Source organism: Cysteiniphilum marinum (assembly GCF_014857925.1).
GTDB lineage: Bacteria > Pseudomonadota > Gammaproteobacteria > Francisellales > Francisellaceae > Caedibacter > Caedibacter marinus.
Genome location: NZ_JACYVZ010000006.1, coordinates 61,667 through 82,344 on the forward strand (window position 1 = coordinate 61,667; position 20,678 = coordinate 82,344).

A 20,678-nucleotide genomic window follows, 5' to 3' on the forward strand; every position below is an offset into this window, starting at 1 on the left:
CACCTTAGTATTTAATACCCATATGTAGGGCGACAACGCCACCGGTCATATTCTGATAATCCACCTTATCAAAGCCCGCATTTAGCATCATCTCTTTTAGTGTGTCTTGATCTGGGTGCTTGCGAATAGATTCCGCAAGATAGCGATAACTATCGGCATCTTGGGCAATAAGCTGTCCCATAAACGGTAGAATTTTAAAAGAGTATTGATCATAAATCTCGCTTAATAATGGCAGGATTGGCTTTGAAAACTCAAGTACCAATAAACGCCCCCCCGGTTTTAATACGCGCTGCATTGAAGCGAGTGCCGCATCTTTATCGGTGACATTTCTCAGACCAAATGAAATCGTGATGCAATCAAATGTATTATCAGCAAAGGGTAAACACTCAGCGTTGGCTTGGACGTATTCGATATTGTCAACACAACCACGATTGGTTAATTTCTCACGACCAACATTTAGCATTGACGCATTGATGTCACTTAATACTACTTTGCCATGATCACCAACTTTTTGGGTAAATTGATAAGCCAAATCACCCGTGCCACCTGCTAGATCAAGAACTTTTTGACCTGACTTGATTGAGGCTTTTTGAATGGCAATTTTCTTCCATAAACGATGCACACCAAATGACATCACGTCATTCATAATGTCATATTTTGCTGCCACCGAATGAAAGACATCGGCAACCTTTTGCTGTTTGTCTTCCCAGTTGACTTCTTCAAAGCCAAAGTGCGTGGTTTGATCGTGTGATTTTTTATGCATAAGATAAATGAGCGAAGCTTATTATTGCTAGGCAGTATATACCCATAAGAAGCTATTTTACAGCGTTTCTTGGCTTGCTGTTGTGTGCTAGGTTATTGTTCATGTCAAATCTTTGATTATCTTTCAATAACCTCAAAACCATTGATTGTCCGTAAATTAGAGTCAAATGAAATGCCTACTTGGTAGATTGGCAACTCAAGATGAGTAAACTTCAATGCATAGTTTTTATCGATAATCTGCTGTACAGCTTTTGCTGCTAAGTCCTCACCTTGACTAACTTTAAACTCAAAAATAATAACCTTTTTACCTGTGATAATAATCGACATATCAATACGACCTTCAGAAGTATGATCTTCTAGTTTAACATCATAACCAAGGGCGGCAAAATAGCTATAAATAATCGCGCAATAATAACCTTCATAGCGATGTAATGGTGTTTTGCTATAGTAATCATAAGGAATGCTACTATAAAAGCTTTGAATGGCTTTAGCGAATTGCTGCCAATCATCGCTTAATAGTGCACGGTTAATGGCAAGCTGATTGGCAGTGGCATCTTCCTGAGTAATCCCAATTTTGGTCAGTTGTCTATTTAGGGCTGTTTTCACTTCAAAATTTGGATAGCCTAAACGATACCAAAGATCTTGACCAAAATAAAACTGCTCTTTTATCGTTAGATAGCCGCTTTGCAGCATTAATGCAGCAATTGGAGTATTGTTAACATCAATGCTATTTAACGCATCAGGCGTTGCTTCATAATTTTCAAGCTCAGGAATGATGTCACGGCGTTTGCTGATGAGCTTGATTAAAAAAGTGGGTGTGCCAGTTTCAAACCAGTAACTTTGATATTGTTGATTTCTGAAAAACAGCAAGATATCAAAAGGGTTATAGACTTTTTGCTTTTCAGAACCTGCAAAATTATAGCCGTTGTACCATGCTTTGAGTTTGCCCAGATCAATATCGTGTAGATAGTCATCAAAGGTTTTTTCTAACTCCTCTTGGGTGTAGCCACATAGATCAGCAAATCGTGATTGGAAGGAAATGTCCTCCAAGTTGTTTAAACCACTAAACAGGCTGACTTTAGAAAACTTAGACACTCCAGTTAAAAAGACAAAGCGTAAACAGGCATCGTTGTCTTTGATCACACTATAAAGTCCTTTGAGAATCTCGCGATTGCGTAGTGCTTTACTAGGCTCGCTAATGACATCAAGAATAGGTTTGTCGTATTCATCAACTAAGAATACAACGCGTTGATTATATTTTTGATATAAGGTTTTAATGAGCTGATCAAGTTGCAGATCATAGTGTGTACTGGTGTCTAGTTCAACGTCATAGCGCTGAGCATTATCACTTAGCTCACGACTAATCCATTGTAGTAAGGATTCTTCAGAAAACACGGCCCTAGATCGTCCAAAGCTAAAATGAACGACAGGAAACACTTCATTAAAATCCCATTTATCTTCTATGTATAAGCCTTTAAACAGTTCATGTTTGCCAAGAAACAGCTGCTTTAAGGTGTCAATAGTTAAGCTTTTACCAAAGCGTCGTGGGCGAGATAGAAAGTAATAGGCATCTTGTTCAATTAAATTAAGTAGATGCTTGGTTTTATCAACATAAATCATATTGGGTTGACGCATTTTCTCAAGGGTTGAGTAGCCAATCGGTAATTTTTTCATGCGTTATTATGTCTTTAGGTAAAACCATTACTGACATAGAGTGTAGCAAAGAACGCGTAACTTAGAAATAGTCATAGCTTGAGTTCTCTAAAGAGTCGTTTATGACAAAACTGGATTGCTATGCATTTAAAAATGCAATGTTATAATTTTAGTAAAGCAGAACCAATAAACAGATAAAAAGATACTAATGATCAATGATATAGAACAACTGATCAATTTATCCTTGATTTAATGAGCCTTTATATGCACAATGGCGCCTGTTCTTTAAATTGATATACAAGGATAGGTTGTTATGAGTACAAAGATTTTCGCTTATGTTTTTGCTGGCGCACTAGCGGTGACAAGCTGTAGCTATGCAAATAGTCAGTCAACACAAAATGAGCAAGCAACACGTACTGGTTTCTTTTTAGCGCCTGCGGTTGGTGTGTTAACAAATAGTGGCACAGGATATAAAACATCGCCAGAGTTAACGTTTAGCTTTGGATATAGTTTTAGTCCTTACTTTTCAATTAAGGCGGGCAGTATTCTGTTTGCAGCGCGGAGTGAAGACAGTGCGCAAAGTACAAAATTTAGTACTTATACACGAGCTGATGTAGTGTTTTCAATACCAACACAAACGCTTTTTACACCTTATGTACTTTTTGGCGTTGGCAAACTTAGTATGGTGCATACTGAGTTTGCATCAAATGTTGGTGTTGGTGTGGCTTATACATTAAGTCAAAACTTTGCTTTAACCGCAAACTATCGCAATATCATCCCAGCAAAAACTAGCGGGACAATGAATCTATTTGATATTGGATTTGTGCATTATTTCTAGTGGTGTTAATGAATCCCTTGGTCCCTTGAAGCGTTAGAAAATATAAGAAATACCGACTTGTAAAGTATTGACGGATAGTACTTTTGAGTTTGAGAAAAGGTGATCATATTCCAGATTTAAACCAATACCATTGGTAAATAGATAACCAGCCTCAGCGCCAATACGCGGAGCAATACTATTGCCGATGCCGTTTGTCGCTTGGCCAGTCGGTGTTGACTGACTGTTTCTAACATAAGCAACCCCTGCCTTGCCAGTCACATTAAAGCCAGATTGGAATAGATATTTAGCTCTAAGCATTGCATTTATATTCCAACTTTTATAATCTACCGAATCTTTTGAGACTTTACCATCATAGTTAAAGCCAAGCTCAAAACCAGCTAAGAAACCTTTGGTGAAATGCCAATCATAACCAGCCTTTAATCCACCTGAGGCTGAGTTGCCTTTGCTGCCAATATTGGACATCCCAACTGTGGCACCCATAAAGAATCCGGCAAACTCATAAGGCAAAATTCTTGGTGAAGGTGGTACTTTGCTATAGTTAAACTGATCAGGGAAAGTTAGATCATAAATAAGTTTCTTCGTGCGCGGGTTATAGATCTTAACATGCGTTGATGGCTGATTAATAACAACATAGCCTTGATCCCAGGAAATAATCGGTGCATCACCATCACCTAGCTGATCGACTAGAATCAACGGCATATTATGGTTTGTTACCGTTGGTGGAAATTTAATATAGGTTTTACCTTGATCGACAAAACCCAACATTGGTTTATAGGTCGAGTCTGAGGAGACCGTTTTGACATCAAAATTAAAATTTGTCGAAGGCAGAGAGACATCATCCGCCAACGCCGCACCCAAGCACGAAGTCACTAATAGTGAAGTAACAATGCTTTTTTTCCACATAATAAGATAGCTTCCATATCGCATAATTTTCTAGAGTATAGACACAATAGATAACGAGCTCAAACGGATTATGCCGAATTTCTGGATTATTTGGTTTTATAAATTTGTTTTAATAAGCTTAAGCAGTACAGTGATGCAAGGCCAATAATCACATAAGCGATTTTTTGCCAAGTTGGTGAGCTATGGAAAATGCTAGTAATCATATTGAAGTTAAAAACCGATGAAGTAAACCAGTTGAAGCCGCCGATAATCGTCAGTAGCATCAGTAATGTGTTTAAAAAGCGCATAATATCTCCTTATGGCGTTTATTAATAAAAAACAAACAGGTTTTTGTTTTGGAAACAACCTAACCTGTTTGCGATTTTAATTTAATTAATATATAAAAAACAGTGCTTCATTGCTTTAGCTATAGAAGTTTATTGCGAATTCGCCTTCAATCTTGCAAATAGATCATGCTCATTAGCAGCAAAAATCTCAACGTTTACGAACACACCTTTGGCAATACCTTTGTGATGATTAACATCTTCAATAATGACAACACCATCAACTTCTGGTGCATCGTATTGTGTGCGTGCTAATGCAATATTCTCATCATGACGAATCTCATCGATGATAACTTTCTGAATAGTTCCAATATGACGTTGCAACCGTTTAGCACTGATTTTTGATTGCACTGTCATAAAGCGTTCAAGGCGCTGTTGTTTAACCTCTTCTGGAACTAAATCAGGTAAATCGTTGGCTTTAGCACCTTCAACTTCAGAATAAGTAAAGCAACCCACGCGATCAAGTTCAGCTTCTTCTAGGAAGTTTAATAGCGTCATAAAGTCTTCTTCGGTTTCTCCTGGAAAGCCGACGATAAATGTACTGCGAATGGTAAGCTCAGGACAAATCGCACGCCAACGCTTAATCGCTTCAAGCGTGTTTGTCGCATTTGCAGGACGCTTCATCAGCTTTAAAATACGTGGCGAGGCATGTTGAAAAGGAATATCCAAATAAGGTGCGATTTTACCTTCAGCCATTAAGGAAATCACTTTATCAACATGTGGATAAGGATAGACATAATGCATGCGAATCCAAACACCTAAGGTTGATAAGGCACGCGCTAAATCGATAAAACGACTTTGGTAGATTTCATCATTCCATTTAGCCTCAGCATATTTGATATCAACACCATAAGCACTAGTATCTTGTGAGATGACCAAGAGCTCTTTGACACCTGCGTTAACAAGGCGTTTTGCTTCAAGCATGACATCATCAAGTTTACGTGAGCTTAGCTTGCCGCGAATATCGGGAATAATGCAGAAAGTGCAGCTATTATTACATCCTTCAGAGATCTTAAGATACGCATAGTGCCTTGGTGTAAGTTTTATACCCTGAGCAGGGACCAGTGAAGTAAAGGCATGATGTTCAATCGGCAGATTATCATGTACGGCTTTGACAAGGTTCTCATAATCTTGAGGACCTGAAATACCCAAAACATTAGGGTACTTCTCACGAATCATGTCTGATTTTTTGCCCAAGCAACCAGTCACTAAGACTTTGCCATTTTCATCAAGGGCTTCACCTATCGCCTCAAGCGACTCTTCAATAGCCGAGTTTAGAAAACCGCAGGTGTTTACAACGACCAAATCGGCATGGCTATAATCAGCAGCGATCTCATAACCGTCGGTTTTTAATTTTGTAATAATACGTTCAGAATCAACTAAATTTTTAGGACAGCCTAAGCTGACAAAGCCAATTTTTGGCATGGTTACCTGCATATAAATACCTTGAGCTTAATTTTATCTGCGGTATTGTAACTGGAATGGATTTTGATCAAAACAAATATTTTTAAAATATTTTGTATCAATCTCGGCATAGAGTAATTGCTCTCCCATTTCGATGCGCTGCGCAAGTTGTCCATTGTGATCAATAACCATACTATTGCCATGAAAAAGCAAATCTGCATCCTCATGAATGCCACTTTGATTAGCAGCAAGAATCATACTACTGTTTTCAAGCGCACGTGCTTTAAGAAGTGTCATCCAAGCATGCGCGCCCATATCTTGAGTAAATGCCGCACTCACTGCGAATATATCGGCACCTTGTTTCTTCAAGTAGCGAAAAACTTCAGGCAAAAATAAATCGTAAGTGGAAATCAAACCAATATTGGCAAACGGTGTTTTAATCACTTTAACCATTTCACCATATTCTTGATCTTGTAGTAAGCTATGCGTCCATTGAAAGGCACAAGGCAGGGTGGGCGCCAAATGATAATAGACTTCATATAAATCACCAGTACTATTATAAACGACACTTGCTAAATAGTATTTTTCTTTGCTGTACTCTGACACAATGGGGATGCCGCTGGCGATAATCCAAATATTATTATCATGACTTAATTTCTGTAGATAATCTTGAATACGTCCTTCGCCGAGAATCTCTTTATTGATTTCATAGTCTGATGAGTTCATTGACAACAGTGCACAGCGATCAGGAAAGATAATCAGTTTAGCACCACTATCAGCTGCGCGCTCAATCATCCGTTTCAAGCAAAGCAAGTTAACGCCAACTGCCATACATGCATTGATTTGAGCGATTGCAATCTTTGTCATCATATCCCTGCTGTCCTTAAAGCTATGGGGGTAGTATATAACTCAATCAAGCAACAATAAAGCAGTAGTTAAGCGCGCATTAAGATATTTTTTTGTAAAAAAGCAAAAAAGATAAAAAAGATAAAAAAGATAAAAAAGGGGGTTGCGTATTTTAATATGCTGCTATACTAAGGATAGGTAAGGTGTTAGCTGCGCTGGAAGCATAGGGCTAACAGGCGGCGCAGGGCCATGCGGCTAACCAACAATAGGAGGATGCGCTATGACTACGTCAATCGATCAATTGTTTACCAAGCAACAACGCATTCATTTCGACAGTTGCTGTCAGTATTTTGAATTAGCTTTATCTTATTTCGGCTATAACGTACAAGCGCAATGCTGCATTGATGACAAGAAAAAAGTTGTCCTTTATGCGGTGAATGTCTTTTACCAAGGGCAACAACGTCAGGTGTTTACCGCATTAACACTCGATGAATTCTACAAAAAAATGGAGTTAGTCTACCAGCTATATATGTATGCCAAAGATCATCAAACCGATTTTGATGAAGCTTTGGATTATTACCTTGACGAATATCAACAGTTTATTGCGGTTCAAGGTGAAATCGATGATTTACTTAACTGGCAAGACTTCATTGATGAAGAACTCGGAAAAACCAATAGCTATAGTTACGATATGGTCTTGAGTAGTGAGAACAGAACGTTGCATTAGAGTGTTGGTAATACATTAAATAACGTTAATATTTCAAGCAGAATCATCGCGCCAGCGATTAGTAAAATAATCCCAAGATAAGTTTTGCTTAGGAGGTGGTTTTTATTTTGACGCGTACGAATAACCCAAGTCATTGCAGCGGGCAATCCAATTAATAGAATTGCAACAAAAATGCTGGCGTAGCCTAATGCAATAATAAAGCCTTGAGGATAAAAAACAGCAAATAAAAATGGAGGCAAGAACGTAATCACGAAAACAGCTATTTTATTGATATGTGTTGGTCGTTGTAGCCGATATGTATCACGGTTAAAATCAAACAGTCCCAAAGTGACACCCAAAAAGGAGGTGGTTATTGCAACTGATTCAAATAAATAGGCAAAGCTACCAATATGTGTACTGTGGTAGCTGCCAACAATCCCTGCCGAGGTATTGCCACTTTGAATGATACTTTGGAAGCTTTCAGAGCCATAGATAGGAATCGATCCAAGTGTGCATAAGACCCATAGAAGATAAATGACTAAGGGAATAAAACTGCCAAAAATAATGGCTTTACGTAAAGTTGCACGATCAGAATTAACGTAACTGCGCAGTGTTGGAATGATATGATGAAAACCAAAGGAGGTGATTAAAATCGGGAATGTAATCCAGATAAAATTGAATGAACGTGTTTCAACATCAAGCAAAGTCTGCTGAATGCTTGGCACGATCGCAACAACAAAGGCGAAGAATGCCAGAAATTTAATAAGCATTAATGCCTTATTGGCATGATCAACGGCACGCGTGCCAATATAGACAAAAAAACCAAGAATCAAAATAAAAATCGCACTATTTACTGCATTAGGTAAATATAGTCCTACTCTATTTAAACCACTGGCAACAAGGTTGCCGCCACCTGCACTATAAGCTGCTGTTAACGAATAAAGTAATAATAGGTATGAAACCCATGTAATAAGTTGTCCTGTTTTGCCTAAAGTTGCATGTGCCATACGGCTAAAGTTCGTGCCATTTGACATGGCAAGATTAACTTCAGCTAACAGCAAAGCGGTGAGCATCATAACAAACCAAACAACGATCAAGAGCAAACTTGCTAACCAAAAGCCACAAGCAGCAACTGTAGCAGGAATGGCAAGCATCCCCGCACCAACACTTGTGCCAGTGATGATCATAGCAGAGCCAAATCCGCGTGAAGATAACGACATAATTATTTCTAATGGATAATCTAAGGTTCAGGCATTGTAACGATGAATCAAAGCTTCAGCAATGTTGTTAGTCATTGATTAATGGTTTCGTTGTTTAAGGGTAACCATATTGCTTACAATTACACGCCTACACTCACTGTATTAGTAATTGAACAGCTTAAATTAGCATTTGCATCACTTTGTGCAGTGCAATTAATCGGAAAGGATATTGTAGAGGTTCTTTTGCTATTAGCATTATTAGTGTTAGTCAACTGAACATATAAATTGGCAATGTAATATTTACTACCACTTGGCTGACCGGAGATTGTTTGGGGTGTGTAGCTGATATTAGTAATCGTTGATTTATCAGTAATTGTTACGGGTAGACTAAATGTTTGGTTACAATCACTAAAGCTGCTTGAAGTGCAAAATGAAATGCGGTTATAGGTTGATAAATTATAACTAATCTTAATGCTATTGCTGCTTGATGCTTCATTAAATGGGGAAATTCCATCGGCATTATTATTGATGTTAGCAATGGTATAAGTATAGCTTTCCTGTTGTGGGCTAAATTGTAATAGTGGGTTGCTTGTTGAAGTAGATGGGTAATAACCACCAGAGTAATTGTTATAAGGGTTGTTATAATTGGATGAGCTACTACTCGTACTGTCATTATTTTGATTTTTTGTTTGCGCAGCATCATCTGCAGATTTATCTTTATTGTCTTGTGTGCTTGGTTGTTGTTGCTTTTGTTGATCTTTATATCGATTTTTATACCCTTCCGGCATTGGTGCGCCACCGGGTAAGAAAATCGGACTATTCATCGCTTCACGATCCATTGGTGAATCAGTTTTCTCCACTTTTTTGGGGGTGTTTGGCACATCTTTTTGCCTTGTCTTTTGCAATGCTTGCACCTCACTCATCAGGTGGTTAAGCGTTTGTTGGTTTTGCATAAGTAAATCTTTAAGCAAAGGTTTAACCGGCAAGGGATCATTCTTATCTAACGACTTGGATGGATTAGCGTTAGCAAATACACCATGGCTAGCCACTAAGCTCAGCAATAAGATTAAATGTTTTCTATTCATAGCAGCAATGCAACAGATTTAAATTACATATGATTGTATAAGAAAAACACCACAGGTTAAAGTTTTGATGCAGATACACTTGTAAATAATAATGCAAACGACGAAACATAAATACTCTCGGTAAAAGGATTATCCACTTTTTTGATAAACTTTTTAACGCATAGCATTTGCTGTTTATGCAATGCAATCAAAGGTTTAAGTTGTTTCATTTGCGCCGCTGTAAGATTTAAATTTTGTTTCAACGTATGAATATATTGCATGAATTTATCCATTACTTGCTGAAAGTTTTCTTTCGTAATTTGTGGCGTGAGTGTATCGTTCAAGATAATATTGCGTGAAAAATGTTTGCCTATCATCAATATGTGACGCAATAACTCATCGATATGATTTAATGTTTTGATTTGCTCTAGTTCATTAAGCTGAAGTGCATGTGCTTTAAGTTTAGCAATACCAAGGAAGCTTTCACTTAGATCAAGGGAGTCTTGATAATTGCGACCTTCAGCAATCGTTTGTAAGGCATAATCCAAGTCACTTGATAAACATTCTTGTAATGTATCAAACTCAAAACTCTGATACAAAATAGTCAATAACGGATGGTCACGACGATCCTTTAGATTGGTTAAAGTCTGTTGCCACCATTGCAGTTTTTGCAGACTAGGATAGGGTTCTGAATATAGCTCAGATGCTTTCAGCCATTGATATTTTAACTGATCCAAGGCATAAAGAACTTTTGTTTTATCTTCCGAGCAATGGCGATAAGCATAGTAATAAATAGACCCTGCTTCTGGGGTGTTTTTGCTTAGACAAGCGTAGAGATAATCCACTGGCGTAATTGCTCCAAGTTTGAGATTTTCAAATCATAGTCATCATCATTCATCGCATTTGCTTCATAACCATAATCAGCAAAAATGCGATAGCAATGTGCGTGTTTGGCAGCTAACATATCTGGTTTGGTATCGCCGATATAAGCTGAATACTGTGGCATTTTATCAAGCGTTTTAAGTGCATGTATGATTGGCATAGGATGCGGCTTTTTATAAGATAAATCATCCGCGCAAATCACGATCTTAGCATTCTGATATTGTGGTACTTTAGCAATTACAGCTTCAGTTAGTTTACGCGTCTTACTGGTAACAATTCCCCAGTTAATCCGTTGCTCATGTAAAGTATTCATTAATTCATGCGCACCAATAAAGGGGTGCGTCATATCTGCTGCATGCTGTTGATAATGCATAAACGCATCATGCTTTAAGGTATTCAATTGCTCACGAGTAAGCTGCTCATTAATTTTTTTTAATAGAAACTCAACACCGCGACCGGCATGCTGCCTTAGCATGTCAGCATTAAAGTCAATCTCTAGATTATGATAGATAAAGGCATGCTTAATCGCATCAAAAATGCCATCTGATGAGTCAAGTAAGGTGCCATCAAGATCAAATAATAATAAATCAAGTGGGTATTTAGGACTCCTTGGTAAATGCGGCGATGTAGTTAACATCAGCATTACCTCCTAAAGATAGGTTTTTAGTTAATGGGTTATAATGTACACCTTTGATTTTAGTGGCTCGAAGTCCATATTTCCTGGCAGTATTAATCAGCTCCAGTGGTTTAATATACTTGTTATATTCATGCGTGCCTTTAGGGATAAGCCCCATGACATATTCCGCCATGACAATGGATAACGCAAAAGATTTTAGATTGCGATTTAACGTCGAGAAAAACACCCAACCACCTGTTTTACAGAGCTCTGCACATGAGCGAATCACACTCTCAGGGTCAGGCACATGTTCAAGCATTTCCATGCAGGTGACAATATCAAAGCTTTGCGGCTCCTCTTGTGCTAGATTTTCAACTGAGTCTTTTAAATAGCGAATGGCAAGCTTTGACTCTAATAGATGAAGTTTGGCAACACTCAAAGAGGCTTCAGCAAGATCCAAACCCGTAACGTTTGCATTTTTCTGAGCCATTGCTTCTGTCAAAATGCCACCGCCACAACCAATATCGGCAATACTTAATTGCGCCAAGTCGCCTGCACATTCTTCAATAAACTGCACACGCAAGGGATTGACTTGATGTAATGTGCGAAACTCACCATCCTCACACCACCATTGGTGCGCCAATGCACTAAATTTATTAATTTCAGCTTGATCAACATTCATGATAATTTATTGCTTCTAGGTTGCTGTGTTAGAACTTACGTCATCATAACAAACCGCGCTATTGTTGTGATATAAAAAATTACCAAATCACCAAATAGCTTACAACGAGGAAATTAGCTATGTAGATGATAAAAAATAAAGTGAGCTTCAATTGCCCCTCACCCGCGCAGCTTAAGCTGCACGACCTCTCCCGCATGGGGAGAGGTAATCGTTGCTGCAACTTAATTTTTCGATTATTAGTATATATGAAATGTTTAGCTGATTGCTCGAAAAATAAATTATTAGCGCAATACTGGGAAAACGATACAAGTAATGGTAACTGGCAGCGACAAGGATGATGGATTTTGAAGATATTTGAAAAACTTACAAAGCCAAAAAAAGCTAAAAGAATCAATGAAGAACGCAAGATCAATAAACTCATTGGTAAAAAAATTTTTTGGCGTGTCTTGATCAGCGCTATTGTTTTGCTTATCTTGGCATCTTTAACTGTTTTTGTTTTATCATTTTATCCTTTTTATCAGCAAACACAGCGCACAATTAATCATTATTATGAGGAAGTGTTAGACGGCTATGAAACAGAAGTTCAACTGTCTTTGTCAGAAGCACGAAGCGTTGCATTACAAATAAGTAGTCGAACACAAGCGGCATGGCTTACCGAGGAAATCCAGCGCAAATATCAATATGGTGATGCGATTATCGACGAGGTTAATGCCTTAAGACAAATTTTGGCATCTGCCCTTGTCTCGAGTGTTGCGTTACAATCAATACAACGCTTTGAAAGCAATGGACACTTACTGGTTGAAGTAGGTACCAAGCAACATCAAAGATTTGATAAGAAGGCACTTACGTTTGTCATTGGCAATGATGAGCTAACTGCAATCCTAACAAGTCCAGTTTACACACAAACTGGACAAGATCGAAAAATTATTGGTTACGATCGACTTTATTTCGACTTAAGTAAGCTATTGAATAAGTTTGAGTCTGAAAATCTGACACAGAAGCGTGATTTTTATTGGTTTATCAAGATTGGTGGCTCATGGCAGGCAGTAAGCTCAGGCTTTGCCAACAACCTCACAACATTGCCAAATGAAGTATTAACACAATTAAAAACACAAAAACATTCCAACCTCTTGATCCAAGATAAAAAATACTACTTTGAGCGCATTAATGGGCAGCAAGTATTGGCGTTGGGTGTCAACAAAAAAACAGTTGCCTCAAGTGTCTGGCGAAATTTATCACATATCCCATTGACAGTTCTTGGGTTCGTTGTTGTTTTCATTTTATTGTTATATCTTTTATTGCGCCCGATGCTCAATAAGGTCATTGTTGAGAACAGTCGATTTTATCAGTTGTTAAATGAAGATGAGCATACCTCCTTACCAAGTCGTAGGCATTTTGAAAGCGTATTTGAAAAAATCCTTATAGACGAGACAGCTAATAATAAGAAAGTTGCCTTACTACATATTGATATAGATCATTTTAAAAACATCAATGACAGCTTTGGCTACTATTTCGGTAATGTTGTATTACGTGAGATTGCCACACGCTTAAAGTCCAGTGTGCGCAAAAGTGACTTTGTTGCGCGCATTGGCGGTGACGAGTTTGTTGTTGTGCTTAAAGATATTCGCACACTTGATGACGTCAAATTAGTAATCAATCACCTGTTTGCAGTTGTTCACCAGTCAATTTTAGTCAACGATTACCCGATTAGCCTTAAAGCAAGCATAGGTGCAGCAATATCGCCAGAGCATGCGAGTGATCGTGAGACATTAATGCAATATACCGATATGGCAATCAGACACTGTAAAAAAGCCGGTGGCAACAGTTATTGTATCTTTAATGAAAGTATGGGTGCACGTTATTTCCGTCAACTTGAACTGGGTAAGCACTTAGCTAATGCGATAAAAAACAATGAATTTTACCTTATGTTTCAACCCATCATTCATTTAAATGATAAACAACAAATGCATTTTGAAGTATTGCTTCGCTGGCATAATCGTTATTTGGGTGAGGTGTCACCAGGTGAATTCATCCCTGTTGCCGAGGAGCTTAAGCTGATTGTTGAGCTAGGTGCATGGGTAATTCGCCAAGCATTTTACCAACTTTATCAGTGGCATGAAGATGAAACAATCACTCACAAACCAAGCATTTCAATCAATCTCTCAGCCGTACAAATCAATAACCCTTCCGTTTTGTTGGCATTTTTAGAGCACTTGATGGCGCAAATGCCTATCCCCAGTGAATATGTTACATTTGAAGTCACCGAAACGGTGATTATGGAAAATTTAGATAATACATCGCAAGTGTTAAATACCCTTAAAAATATGGGATTTAAAATATCCATCGATGATTTTGGTACGGGGTTTTGTTCGTTAAGTTATTTGATTCATGCACAGATTGATAACATTAAAATTGATAAAATTTTTATTGATGACATGTTAACCAATATCAATAGCAAGCTTATTGTCGAAAGCATTATCGATTTGAGTCAACGTTTAGGGAGTACTGTGGTTGCTGAAGGGGTTGAAACCATTGAGCAATATCAATTACTAAAGAAATTGCATTGTGACTATATTCAAGGCTACTATTTCAGCATGCCATTGTCAGCCTATGATGCAACTCACTTTATCGAGCACAAACCGCATCATCAATTGTTTTAGTTATCATTTAACGATGATATGATAAGCCTCATAACAAAAATCGCTTTGGAAACCAGTAAATGGCAATCTCGCAGCAGGAATTAAAGCACATTCTTATGCTTTCAAAACTCAGCGCCAAGCCGGAAGAGTTGGCACAATTTGAATATGATCTAAATAATATTTTTAATCTATTTGATCATCTTAAGTTAGTGGATACGCATGATATCAAACCCATGATTTCACCATTGCTAAGTCATTATCCAGAGCGTGATGATACGCCTCAAATGCAAAATCATACAGCAGACTTTGAGCGTATAGCTCCTGAGTTTACTAACCAGCATTTCATCGTGCCCAAAGTCATTGAATAAGAGGAAGTTTCGTGAGTATTTTAAAAACATTGCGTCAAAAGCTTGATGACAAAAGTGTAAGTGCTGTTGAGTTAACAACAACGTATTTAAAAGAGATAAAACATAAAAACAACTCATTAAGCGCCTTTATATCAGTCAATGAAACTAAGGCTTTAGCATATGCCAAAGAAATGGATGATTTAATTATCAAGGGCAAGGCAACACTGTTAACTGGAATTCCTATCGCACACAAAGATAATCTGTGCACTGATATTATGACTACCACTTGTGGATCAAAGATATTAAGCAATTATCAATCTCCTTTTAATGCCACAATAGTCGATAAGCTTAAAAATCAGGGTATGACACTGCTTGGTAAAACGAATATGGATGAATTTGGTATGGGCTCAACCAATGAGCATAGCTTTTTTGGTGCTGCTAAAAACCCTTATGATTTACATCATGTCCCAGGTGGTTCTTCTGGTGGTTCAGCCGCCGCCGTTGCCGCAGGACTCACCCCCTTTGCCACAGGCAGTGATACTGGCGGATCAGTAAGACAACCTGCTAGCTTCTGTGGTATTACAGGAATAAAGCCAAGCTATGGTACTTTATCACGCTATGGCTTGGTGGCTTACGGTTCGTCTTTTGATCAGGTTGGTGTGTTGGCGCATTATGCTGAGGATTGTGCTTATTTGTTACAAGCGATGTCCGGTAAGGATGAAAAAGATGGCACGAGTATTGCAACCGATCCGGATTTTTTTACTCAATCATTACAGCAAGATTTGACCAACCTAACCATTGGTGTTGATGAGCAATTATTATCAAAGCTCTCAGCTGAGGCACAAGCACTATTTCAGGAATGTATTGCCATTTACCAAAAGCAGGGTGCGAAGATCAAAGACATCCAACTGCCTGATTTACAAGCTGCTGTGTCAAGCTATTATGTGTTGGCACCGGCAGAAGCTGCCACAAACTTAGCACGCTTTGACGGGGTGCGTTATGGCTATCGCAGCGAGCATGCAAACACATTAGATGAACTATACATTAATAGTCGCACAGAAGGTTTTGGTGCCGAGGTCAAACGTCGCATTGTCATTGGTAATTATGTATTAGCAGCCAGTCAATACGATGCTTACTATCACAAAGCCCAGCAGGTGCGTGCTAAATTAAAACAAGATGTTGATATGATCTATCAAGATGTTGATATGATTCTTCTGCCAACAGCAGCAACGACCGCACCAAAACTAGGTGCACAAAAAGATCCTGTAACGACCTATTTGTCGGATATGTATACATTAATTGCTAATTTAACAGGAGCACCTGCGATTTCATTTCCTATTGGACAGATTGGGCATATGCCATTTGGTGCGCAACTGATGGCCAATAATTTCCAAGATCATTTATTATTGCAAGCAGTCTGTGCATTTCAACGTCAAACAGAATTTCACTTACCGCAGCAATTATTACAAGGAGTTGGTGTATGAGTTATGAAATGGTCATTGGGCTTGAGGTGCATGTTCAGCTTAAAACACAAGCCAAAATCTTCTCAAATGCGGCGACCCTTTATGGTCAAGAGCCAAATACACAGGTGAGCTTTCTTGATATCGCCTTACCAGGAACGCTGCCTGTTGTTAATAAGCAAGCTATCGATATGGCAGTGATGTTTGGTTTAGCGGTTGATGCAACAATTTCAAAAAACAGCTTTTTTGCACGCAAAAATTATTTCTATCCTGACTTGCCCAAAGGCTATCAAATCAGTCAATCTAATAATCCAATTGTGCAAAATGGTCAGCTTGAGATTACAACAAATAAGGGCATTAAAACCATTCGTATTGAGCGCGCCCACCTTGAGGAGGATGCGGGCAAATCAGTGCATGACTTTATTGGCGATCAAACCGGTTTAGATTATAACCGTGCTGGCACGCCACTATTGGAGATTGTGACACACCCTGATTTTCGTAGTGCCGAGGAGGTGATCTGTTATCTTAAAGATCTTCATCAACTGGTGCAGCATCTTGGGATTTGCGATGGCAATATGCAAGAAGGATCATTTCGCTGTGATGTTAATTTATCGATTCGTAAACCAGATGACAATCTTGGCACAAGAGCTGAGCTTAAGAATATTAATTCTTTCCGCTTTATCGAAAGTGCCATTCATTATGAGTATCAGCGTCAAGTCAATGTCCTTGATAAAGGTGGCATAATCACGCAAGAAACAAGGCTTTATGATCCGGATAATAATGAAACGCGCAGCATGCGCAGCAAGGAAAATGCTTTTGATTATCGCTATTTCCCTGATCCTGATTTATTACCTATTATTTTATCTAATGAAGAAATTGAAAGCATACATTCACATATGCCACTATTGCCAAAAGTGCGCCGTGAAACTTATGCTAAGATGCTTAATGCCGATGAGATCAACTTCTTAATGGATAACCCGCTCGTTGCGGATTACTATGATGCATTGGCAAAAAGTATTTCAGCAAAAACCGCATATAACTGGGTTGCTGTTGAGCTGCAAGCTGTGTTTAATCGCGCACAAAGCGCGTTTGATGCAAAGCGCGTGCCTGTTGAAATATTACTTGAGCTTATCGCATGTGTTGATAAGGACGAGATTTCTTTAAAGTCCGCCAAGACTGTACTACAAAACTATTATGATCAACCGCAGGCGATACAAACTATTATTGATCAGCTCGGTGTGCGCCAAAGCAATGATCTAGAATTCGTTGAAAGCTTGGTTGACGAGATACTTGCGCAAAACCCACAACAGGTGCAAGATTATCTCGCCGGTAACAAGAAGCTCTTGAGCTTCTTTGTCGGTCAGATTATGAAAAACAGTAGAGGCAAAGCAAATCCTAAGCAAGTGAACGAAATATTAAATAAGAAGTTGAATGAATAACTTCAGTATTTAAGGATATAAATGTGCGTATAAAACACTTGATACTATTAATCTTAACCATCATTTTATTTGTGGTATTGGTGCTATGATGCGTATTTTTTCTAAACTTACCTTAATTGTGATCTGTATTGCATTAGGTGCTAGTGGCGCTTGGTTTTATCAGCATTATAATGCGAGTGATAATGCAAAATTCTACCCAAGTATCGCCCAAGTCAAAACGATTAGCCAACTGGCAAGTCTGAGATTAGAACTTAGCCAAATTGAGCAGTTTGAAGATAAAGGTTGGTTTGTTGATACTCGAGCATCTTATTATATTTATGCTGCGGTTTTATTGGGTGCTGATCTTGAACATCTGCAAATCAATATCGATAAAACACGCAAAATACTGACAATCAAACTACCTTTACCAACTGTGTTGAGTATTGAGATTAACCATCAACGCTCACACTTGATTACCAAACAAGACTACACCTTTGGTGTCATTCCACGTTTAGGGGTGATCAATACCGATCCTAAAGATCAAGTGCCAGATAAGGCTTATTTGCTGGCACAGCAATCGATGCGTCAATTGGCAATGGGTGCTCAATATATCGCACAAGCACAAGTGCAAATCACACAAATACTACAAGAAATGTATCGACCATTTGACTGGAAAGTTAAAATTAATTGGAGTTAATTTATAATGGACAAACAAACGATATTGATTACTGGTTGCTCACATGGCGGCATTGGTTACGCTACGGCGAAATACTTAAAAACACAAGGTTATCGCGTTTTTGCCTCAGCAAGAAAGCAAGAGGATGTTGAAAAACTCACAGCCGAAGGCTTTGAAACTTACTTGATTGATGTGTTAGATGATGCGCAAATAGATGCTGCATTGGCCGATATTCTGCACAAAACCGGCGGCACATTAGATGTGTTATTTAATAATGCTGGTTTCTCACAAGCAGGTGCCCTAGAGGATATTCCAACAAAATACGTTAAAGAGCAGTTTAATACTAACTTCTTCGCACTTCATAATATCACATGCAAAGCGCTCAAAATTATGCGTAAGCAAGGTCATGGTAAGATTATTCAGCATGGCTCTGTCTTAGGGTTGGTATCACTTAAATATCGAGGGGCATATAATGCGAGTAAATATGCCATTGAAGGCTTGGTCGATACGATGCGTCAAGAATTAAGAGGCTCTAATATTCACATGACCATACTTAATACTGGGCCAGTTACCAGTAAAATCCGAGAAAACTCGATGAAAACCGTTAAAAATATTGAGCTTAAAAACTCGGTGCATTTAAGTGATTATAAAAAATTGATGTCAGGTAATCATAAACCCGTACCATTTAACGAAGAGGCCATTTCCGTAGCCAGGATTGTTGAGAAGATCCTTAAAGCGAAAAATCCCGCACCACGTTATAGCATCACCAAATTTACTAGTATTGCTAAACTCTTGAAATGGATGTTATCCAGTCGCGCACTTGAAAGCGTGTTAAGCAGATTTTAATAAAGGAATGCCATCGATGTCACCACAACGCGCTTTTTTGCTTAACTGTATACGTCACCCGAGTATTTTATATTTCTGTATTTTGCCGGTATATGTCCCTATTCGCGCATTAGCAGAAAGCATCTCAAGCTTTAACCAAGTTTTTAAAGATAACTTTGAACGTTTATATTTCTTCTCGGATATGTTGATTATTGGTGCGATTTTAGGACTCATTACTTGGCTTACCGTTATGCTGACAGAAAAGCTTGTCAAAGACGTCAAACAAAAATCAGATGCCTTAACAATGGTTGGATTTTTCTGCCCATTTCTATTGATGTTAACCACTTATATTTTACTCTCTGGACGCTTTGGCGGTGGTGTACTGTACATGACGATGGGGGTGCATTTCTTTTTACTATCGTATCTTGGTAATCAAGTTGTATTACATACTAAACGTTATCAACTTGTCGCAGAAAATTCACTTTCTAATGAGATCAAAAACAACCTGATGTCATTTATCGTCAATACCCTTGGGATTATCGTCACCATTTTATTTGTTGGCTTTTCCTTTTTAAATCTGCTGTTACCTTTCACCTTGGCAACTTCAATTTGTGGTGCTGTTTTTTACTACTTCCGTTTTGTGCGTGGCATTGAGTCCTTCAATATACAGGTGTTTTTAAAATGCCTACTATCCTTTGCGATAGGCGCATTATTAGCACTGTTGTGTGGTGCGTTAATGTACCGCTGGCATAATATCGCTGACGCGCTTGTCATTGTGATTATTGTTTTTCTAAGTATTGCCATTGCGATCAAAACCAAACCACGCTATGTCATGCTCTGTGTCAATGGTGCAAGTCAATACAGCATTGTTGTTTATGTGCTGATGTCATCGGTGTTGTTATTTTTGTTCAACGATCAACTTGCACAAATTTATCAAGCGGTTTATCCATTAGAGCCTGTATTTTCATTAATTGTCGTAATCATCGGATTGCGTCTTATTTTGCGCAAGAAAAGCCAAACAACTGATGCAACCATACGCCAGAATATCTTTTTATTTGGCATGTTGATGTTGCCGCTATTGTGGTGTTTTTACACCATTGGTTCAGCCAATATAGCTTGGGTATTACTTGCCGTTATCGTATTTTTTATTATTTATGCAATTGTCGAATATGTCGTCATGTTTAACCTAAGGCAAATCATCTTTACCAATCAATATTCAAATCAAACAAATACCCTATTAAGCACATATCTTAATATCTTGTATCAAGGATTTATTCCGGTGATTTATTTAAGCATTGCCTCGCTGCTACATCGCTACTCAATGATGACTTTTAAAGAGGTGTTGTTGTCTAGTTTGCTTATTCTTGTGCTATTGGTGATTATATTTAATTTCATCACACAGCTCACGTTACGAAAGTGCTAGTGCACGCGTTGA

Annotated in this window: 20 protein-coding genes; 9 read left to right on the forward strand and 11 right to left on the reverse strand. The window is 38.3% G+C overall.

The features are described from left to right. Positions 1-4 precede the first annotated feature (4 nt). Both ubiE and IE867_RS05045 read right to left on the reverse strand, forming a co-directional pair. Complete coding sequence (gene ubiE / locus IE867_RS05040) at positions 5-763, reverse strand: bifunctional demethylmenaquinone methyltransferase/2-methoxy-6-polyprenyl-1,4-benzoquinol methylase UbiE (protein ID WP_192483692.1); 759 nt, start codon at positions 761-763, stop codon at positions 5-7. A 116-nt stretch (positions 764-879) separates the two neighbouring features. Further along, positions 880-2,436: an ATP-binding protein gene (locus tag IE867_RS05045; RefSeq protein WP_192483693.1), complete on the reverse strand. Its 1,557-nt coding sequence runs from the start codon at positions 2,434-2,436 to the stop codon at positions 880-882. A 292-nt stretch (positions 2,437-2,728) separates the two neighbouring features. On the opposite strand from IE867_RS05045, the gene IE867_RS05050 reads away from it, so the two are divergent. Beyond that, positions 2,729-3,253: an outer membrane beta-barrel protein gene (locus tag IE867_RS05050; RefSeq protein WP_192483694.1), complete on the forward strand. Its 525-nt coding sequence runs from the start codon at positions 2,729-2,731 to the stop codon at positions 3,251-3,253. 33 nt (positions 3,254-3,286) lie between these two features. Here the strand turns inward: IE867_RS05050 and IE867_RS05055 are convergent, their stop codons facing one another. From IE867_RS05055 to IE867_RS05070, 4 genes are all read right to left on the reverse strand, one after another. Then, positions 3,287-4,156 carry an outer membrane protein gene (locus tag IE867_RS05055; protein WP_192483695.1) on the reverse strand — a complete coding sequence of 290 codons (870 nt, stop codon included), beginning with the start codon at positions 4,154-4,156 and terminating at the stop codon, positions 3,287-3,289. Positions 4,157-4,242: 86 nt separating this feature from the next. Further along, the gene (locus tag IE867_RS05060) at positions 4,243-4,443 is read right to left on the reverse strand and encodes a DUF378 domain-containing protein (RefSeq protein WP_192483696.1); all 201 of its coding nucleotides are present in this window, start codon (positions 4,441-4,443) and stop codon (positions 4,243-4,245) included. Between the two features lie 129 nt (positions 4,444-4,572). Next, positions 4,573-5,916 carry a 30S ribosomal protein S12 methylthiotransferase RimO gene (gene rimO, locus IE867_RS05065; protein ID WP_192483697.1) on the reverse strand — a complete coding sequence of 448 codons (1,344 nt, stop codon included), beginning with the start codon at positions 5,914-5,916 and terminating at the stop codon, positions 4,573-4,575. Positions 5,917-5,937: 21 nt separating this feature from the next. After that, positions 5,938-6,753 carry a carbon-nitrogen hydrolase family protein gene (locus IE867_RS05070; protein ID WP_192483698.1) on the reverse strand — a complete coding sequence of 272 codons (816 nt, stop codon included), beginning with the start codon at positions 6,751-6,753 and terminating at the stop codon, positions 5,938-5,940. A 256-nt stretch (positions 6,754-7,009) separates the two neighbouring features. On the opposite strand from IE867_RS05070, the gene IE867_RS05075 reads away from it, so the two are divergent. After that, positions 7,010-7,456 carry a hypothetical protein gene (locus tag IE867_RS05075; RefSeq protein WP_192483699.1) on the forward strand — a complete coding sequence of 149 codons (447 nt, stop codon included), beginning with the start codon at positions 7,010-7,012 and terminating at the stop codon, positions 7,454-7,456. Here the strand turns inward: IE867_RS05075 and IE867_RS05080 are convergent. From IE867_RS05080 to ubiG, 5 genes are all read right to left on the reverse strand, one after another. Beyond that, positions 7,453-8,655, reverse strand: coding sequence for an amino acid permease (locus tag IE867_RS05080; RefSeq protein WP_192483700.1), 1,203 nt, complete (start codon positions 8,653-8,655; stop codon positions 7,453-7,455). The two genes, IE867_RS05075 and IE867_RS05080, sit on opposite strands and share 4 nt — an antisense overlap. Positions 8,656-8,774: 119 nt before the next feature. Then, positions 8,775-9,719 (reverse strand): hypothetical protein, encoded by a 945-nt coding sequence (locus tag IE867_RS05085; RefSeq protein WP_192483701.1) that lies wholly within the window; start codon positions 9,717-9,719, stop codon positions 8,775-8,777. 56 nt (positions 9,720-9,775) lie between these two features. Continuing rightward, entirely contained in the window at positions 9,776-10,543 is a 768-nt protein-coding gene (locus IE867_RS05090) for a hypothetical protein (protein ID WP_192483702.1), read from the reverse strand. Beyond that, a complete protein-coding gene (locus tag IE867_RS05095; protein ID WP_192483703.1) occupies positions 10,519-11,217 on the reverse strand; it encodes an HAD family hydrolase in 699 nt (232 codons plus the stop codon). Before IE867_RS05095 ends, IE867_RS05090 begins: the two co-directional genes overlap by 25 nt. Continuing rightward, entirely contained in the window at positions 11,180-11,881 is a 702-nt protein-coding gene (gene ubiG / locus IE867_RS05100; RefSeq protein WP_203249919.1) for a bifunctional 2-polyprenyl-6-hydroxyphenol methylase/3-demethylubiquinol 3-O-methyltransferase UbiG, read from the reverse strand. The genes IE867_RS05095 and ubiG overlap by 38 nt, the downstream gene beginning before the upstream one ends. Positions 11,882-12,222: 341 nt before the next feature. Between ubiG and IE867_RS05105 the strand changes: the two genes are divergently transcribed. The 7 genes from IE867_RS05105 (at position 12,223) to IE867_RS05135 (ending at position 20,666) form a co-directional block, all read left to right on the forward strand. After that, the gene (locus IE867_RS05105; RefSeq protein ID WP_192483705.1) at positions 12,223-14,538 is read left to right on the forward strand and encodes a putative bifunctional diguanylate cyclase/phosphodiesterase; all 2,316 of its coding nucleotides are present in this window, start codon (positions 12,223-12,225) and stop codon (positions 14,536-14,538) included. Positions 14,539-14,597: 59 nt separating this feature from the next. Beyond that, positions 14,598-14,885 (forward strand): Asp-tRNA(Asn)/Glu-tRNA(Gln) amidotransferase subunit GatC, encoded by a 288-nt coding sequence (gene gatC / locus IE867_RS05110; protein ID WP_203368603.1) that lies wholly within the window; start codon positions 14,598-14,600, stop codon positions 14,883-14,885. A gap of 11 nt (positions 14,886-14,896) precedes the next feature. Beyond that, positions 14,897-16,348: an Asp-tRNA(Asn)/Glu-tRNA(Gln) amidotransferase subunit GatA gene (gene gatA, locus IE867_RS05115; RefSeq protein ID WP_192483707.1), complete on the forward strand. Its 1,452-nt coding sequence runs from the start codon at positions 14,897-14,899 to the stop codon at positions 16,346-16,348. Beyond that, positions 16,345-17,763: an Asp-tRNA(Asn)/Glu-tRNA(Gln) amidotransferase subunit GatB gene (gene gatB / locus IE867_RS05120; protein ID WP_192483708.1), complete on the forward strand. Its 1,419-nt coding sequence runs from the start codon at positions 16,345-16,347 to the stop codon at positions 17,761-17,763. Before gatA ends, gatB begins: the two co-directional genes overlap by 4 nt. An 85-nt stretch (positions 17,764-17,848) precedes the next feature. Next, positions 17,849-18,439 (forward strand): DUF4230 domain-containing protein, encoded by a 591-nt coding sequence (locus tag IE867_RS05125; protein ID WP_192483709.1) that lies wholly within the window; start codon positions 17,849-17,851, stop codon positions 18,437-18,439. A 6-nt stretch (positions 18,440-18,445) separates the two neighbouring features. Continuing rightward, positions 18,446-19,264 (forward strand): SDR family NAD(P)-dependent oxidoreductase, encoded by an 819-nt coding sequence (locus IE867_RS05130; protein ID WP_192483710.1) that lies wholly within the window; start codon positions 18,446-18,448, stop codon positions 19,262-19,264. A 16-nt stretch (positions 19,265-19,280) separates the two neighbouring features. Continuing rightward, the gene (locus IE867_RS05135) at positions 19,281-20,666 is read left to right on the forward strand and encodes a hypothetical protein (RefSeq protein ID WP_192483711.1); all 1,386 of its coding nucleotides are present in this window, start codon (positions 19,281-19,283) and stop codon (positions 20,664-20,666) included. Positions 20,667-20,678: the final 12 nt, after the last annotated feature.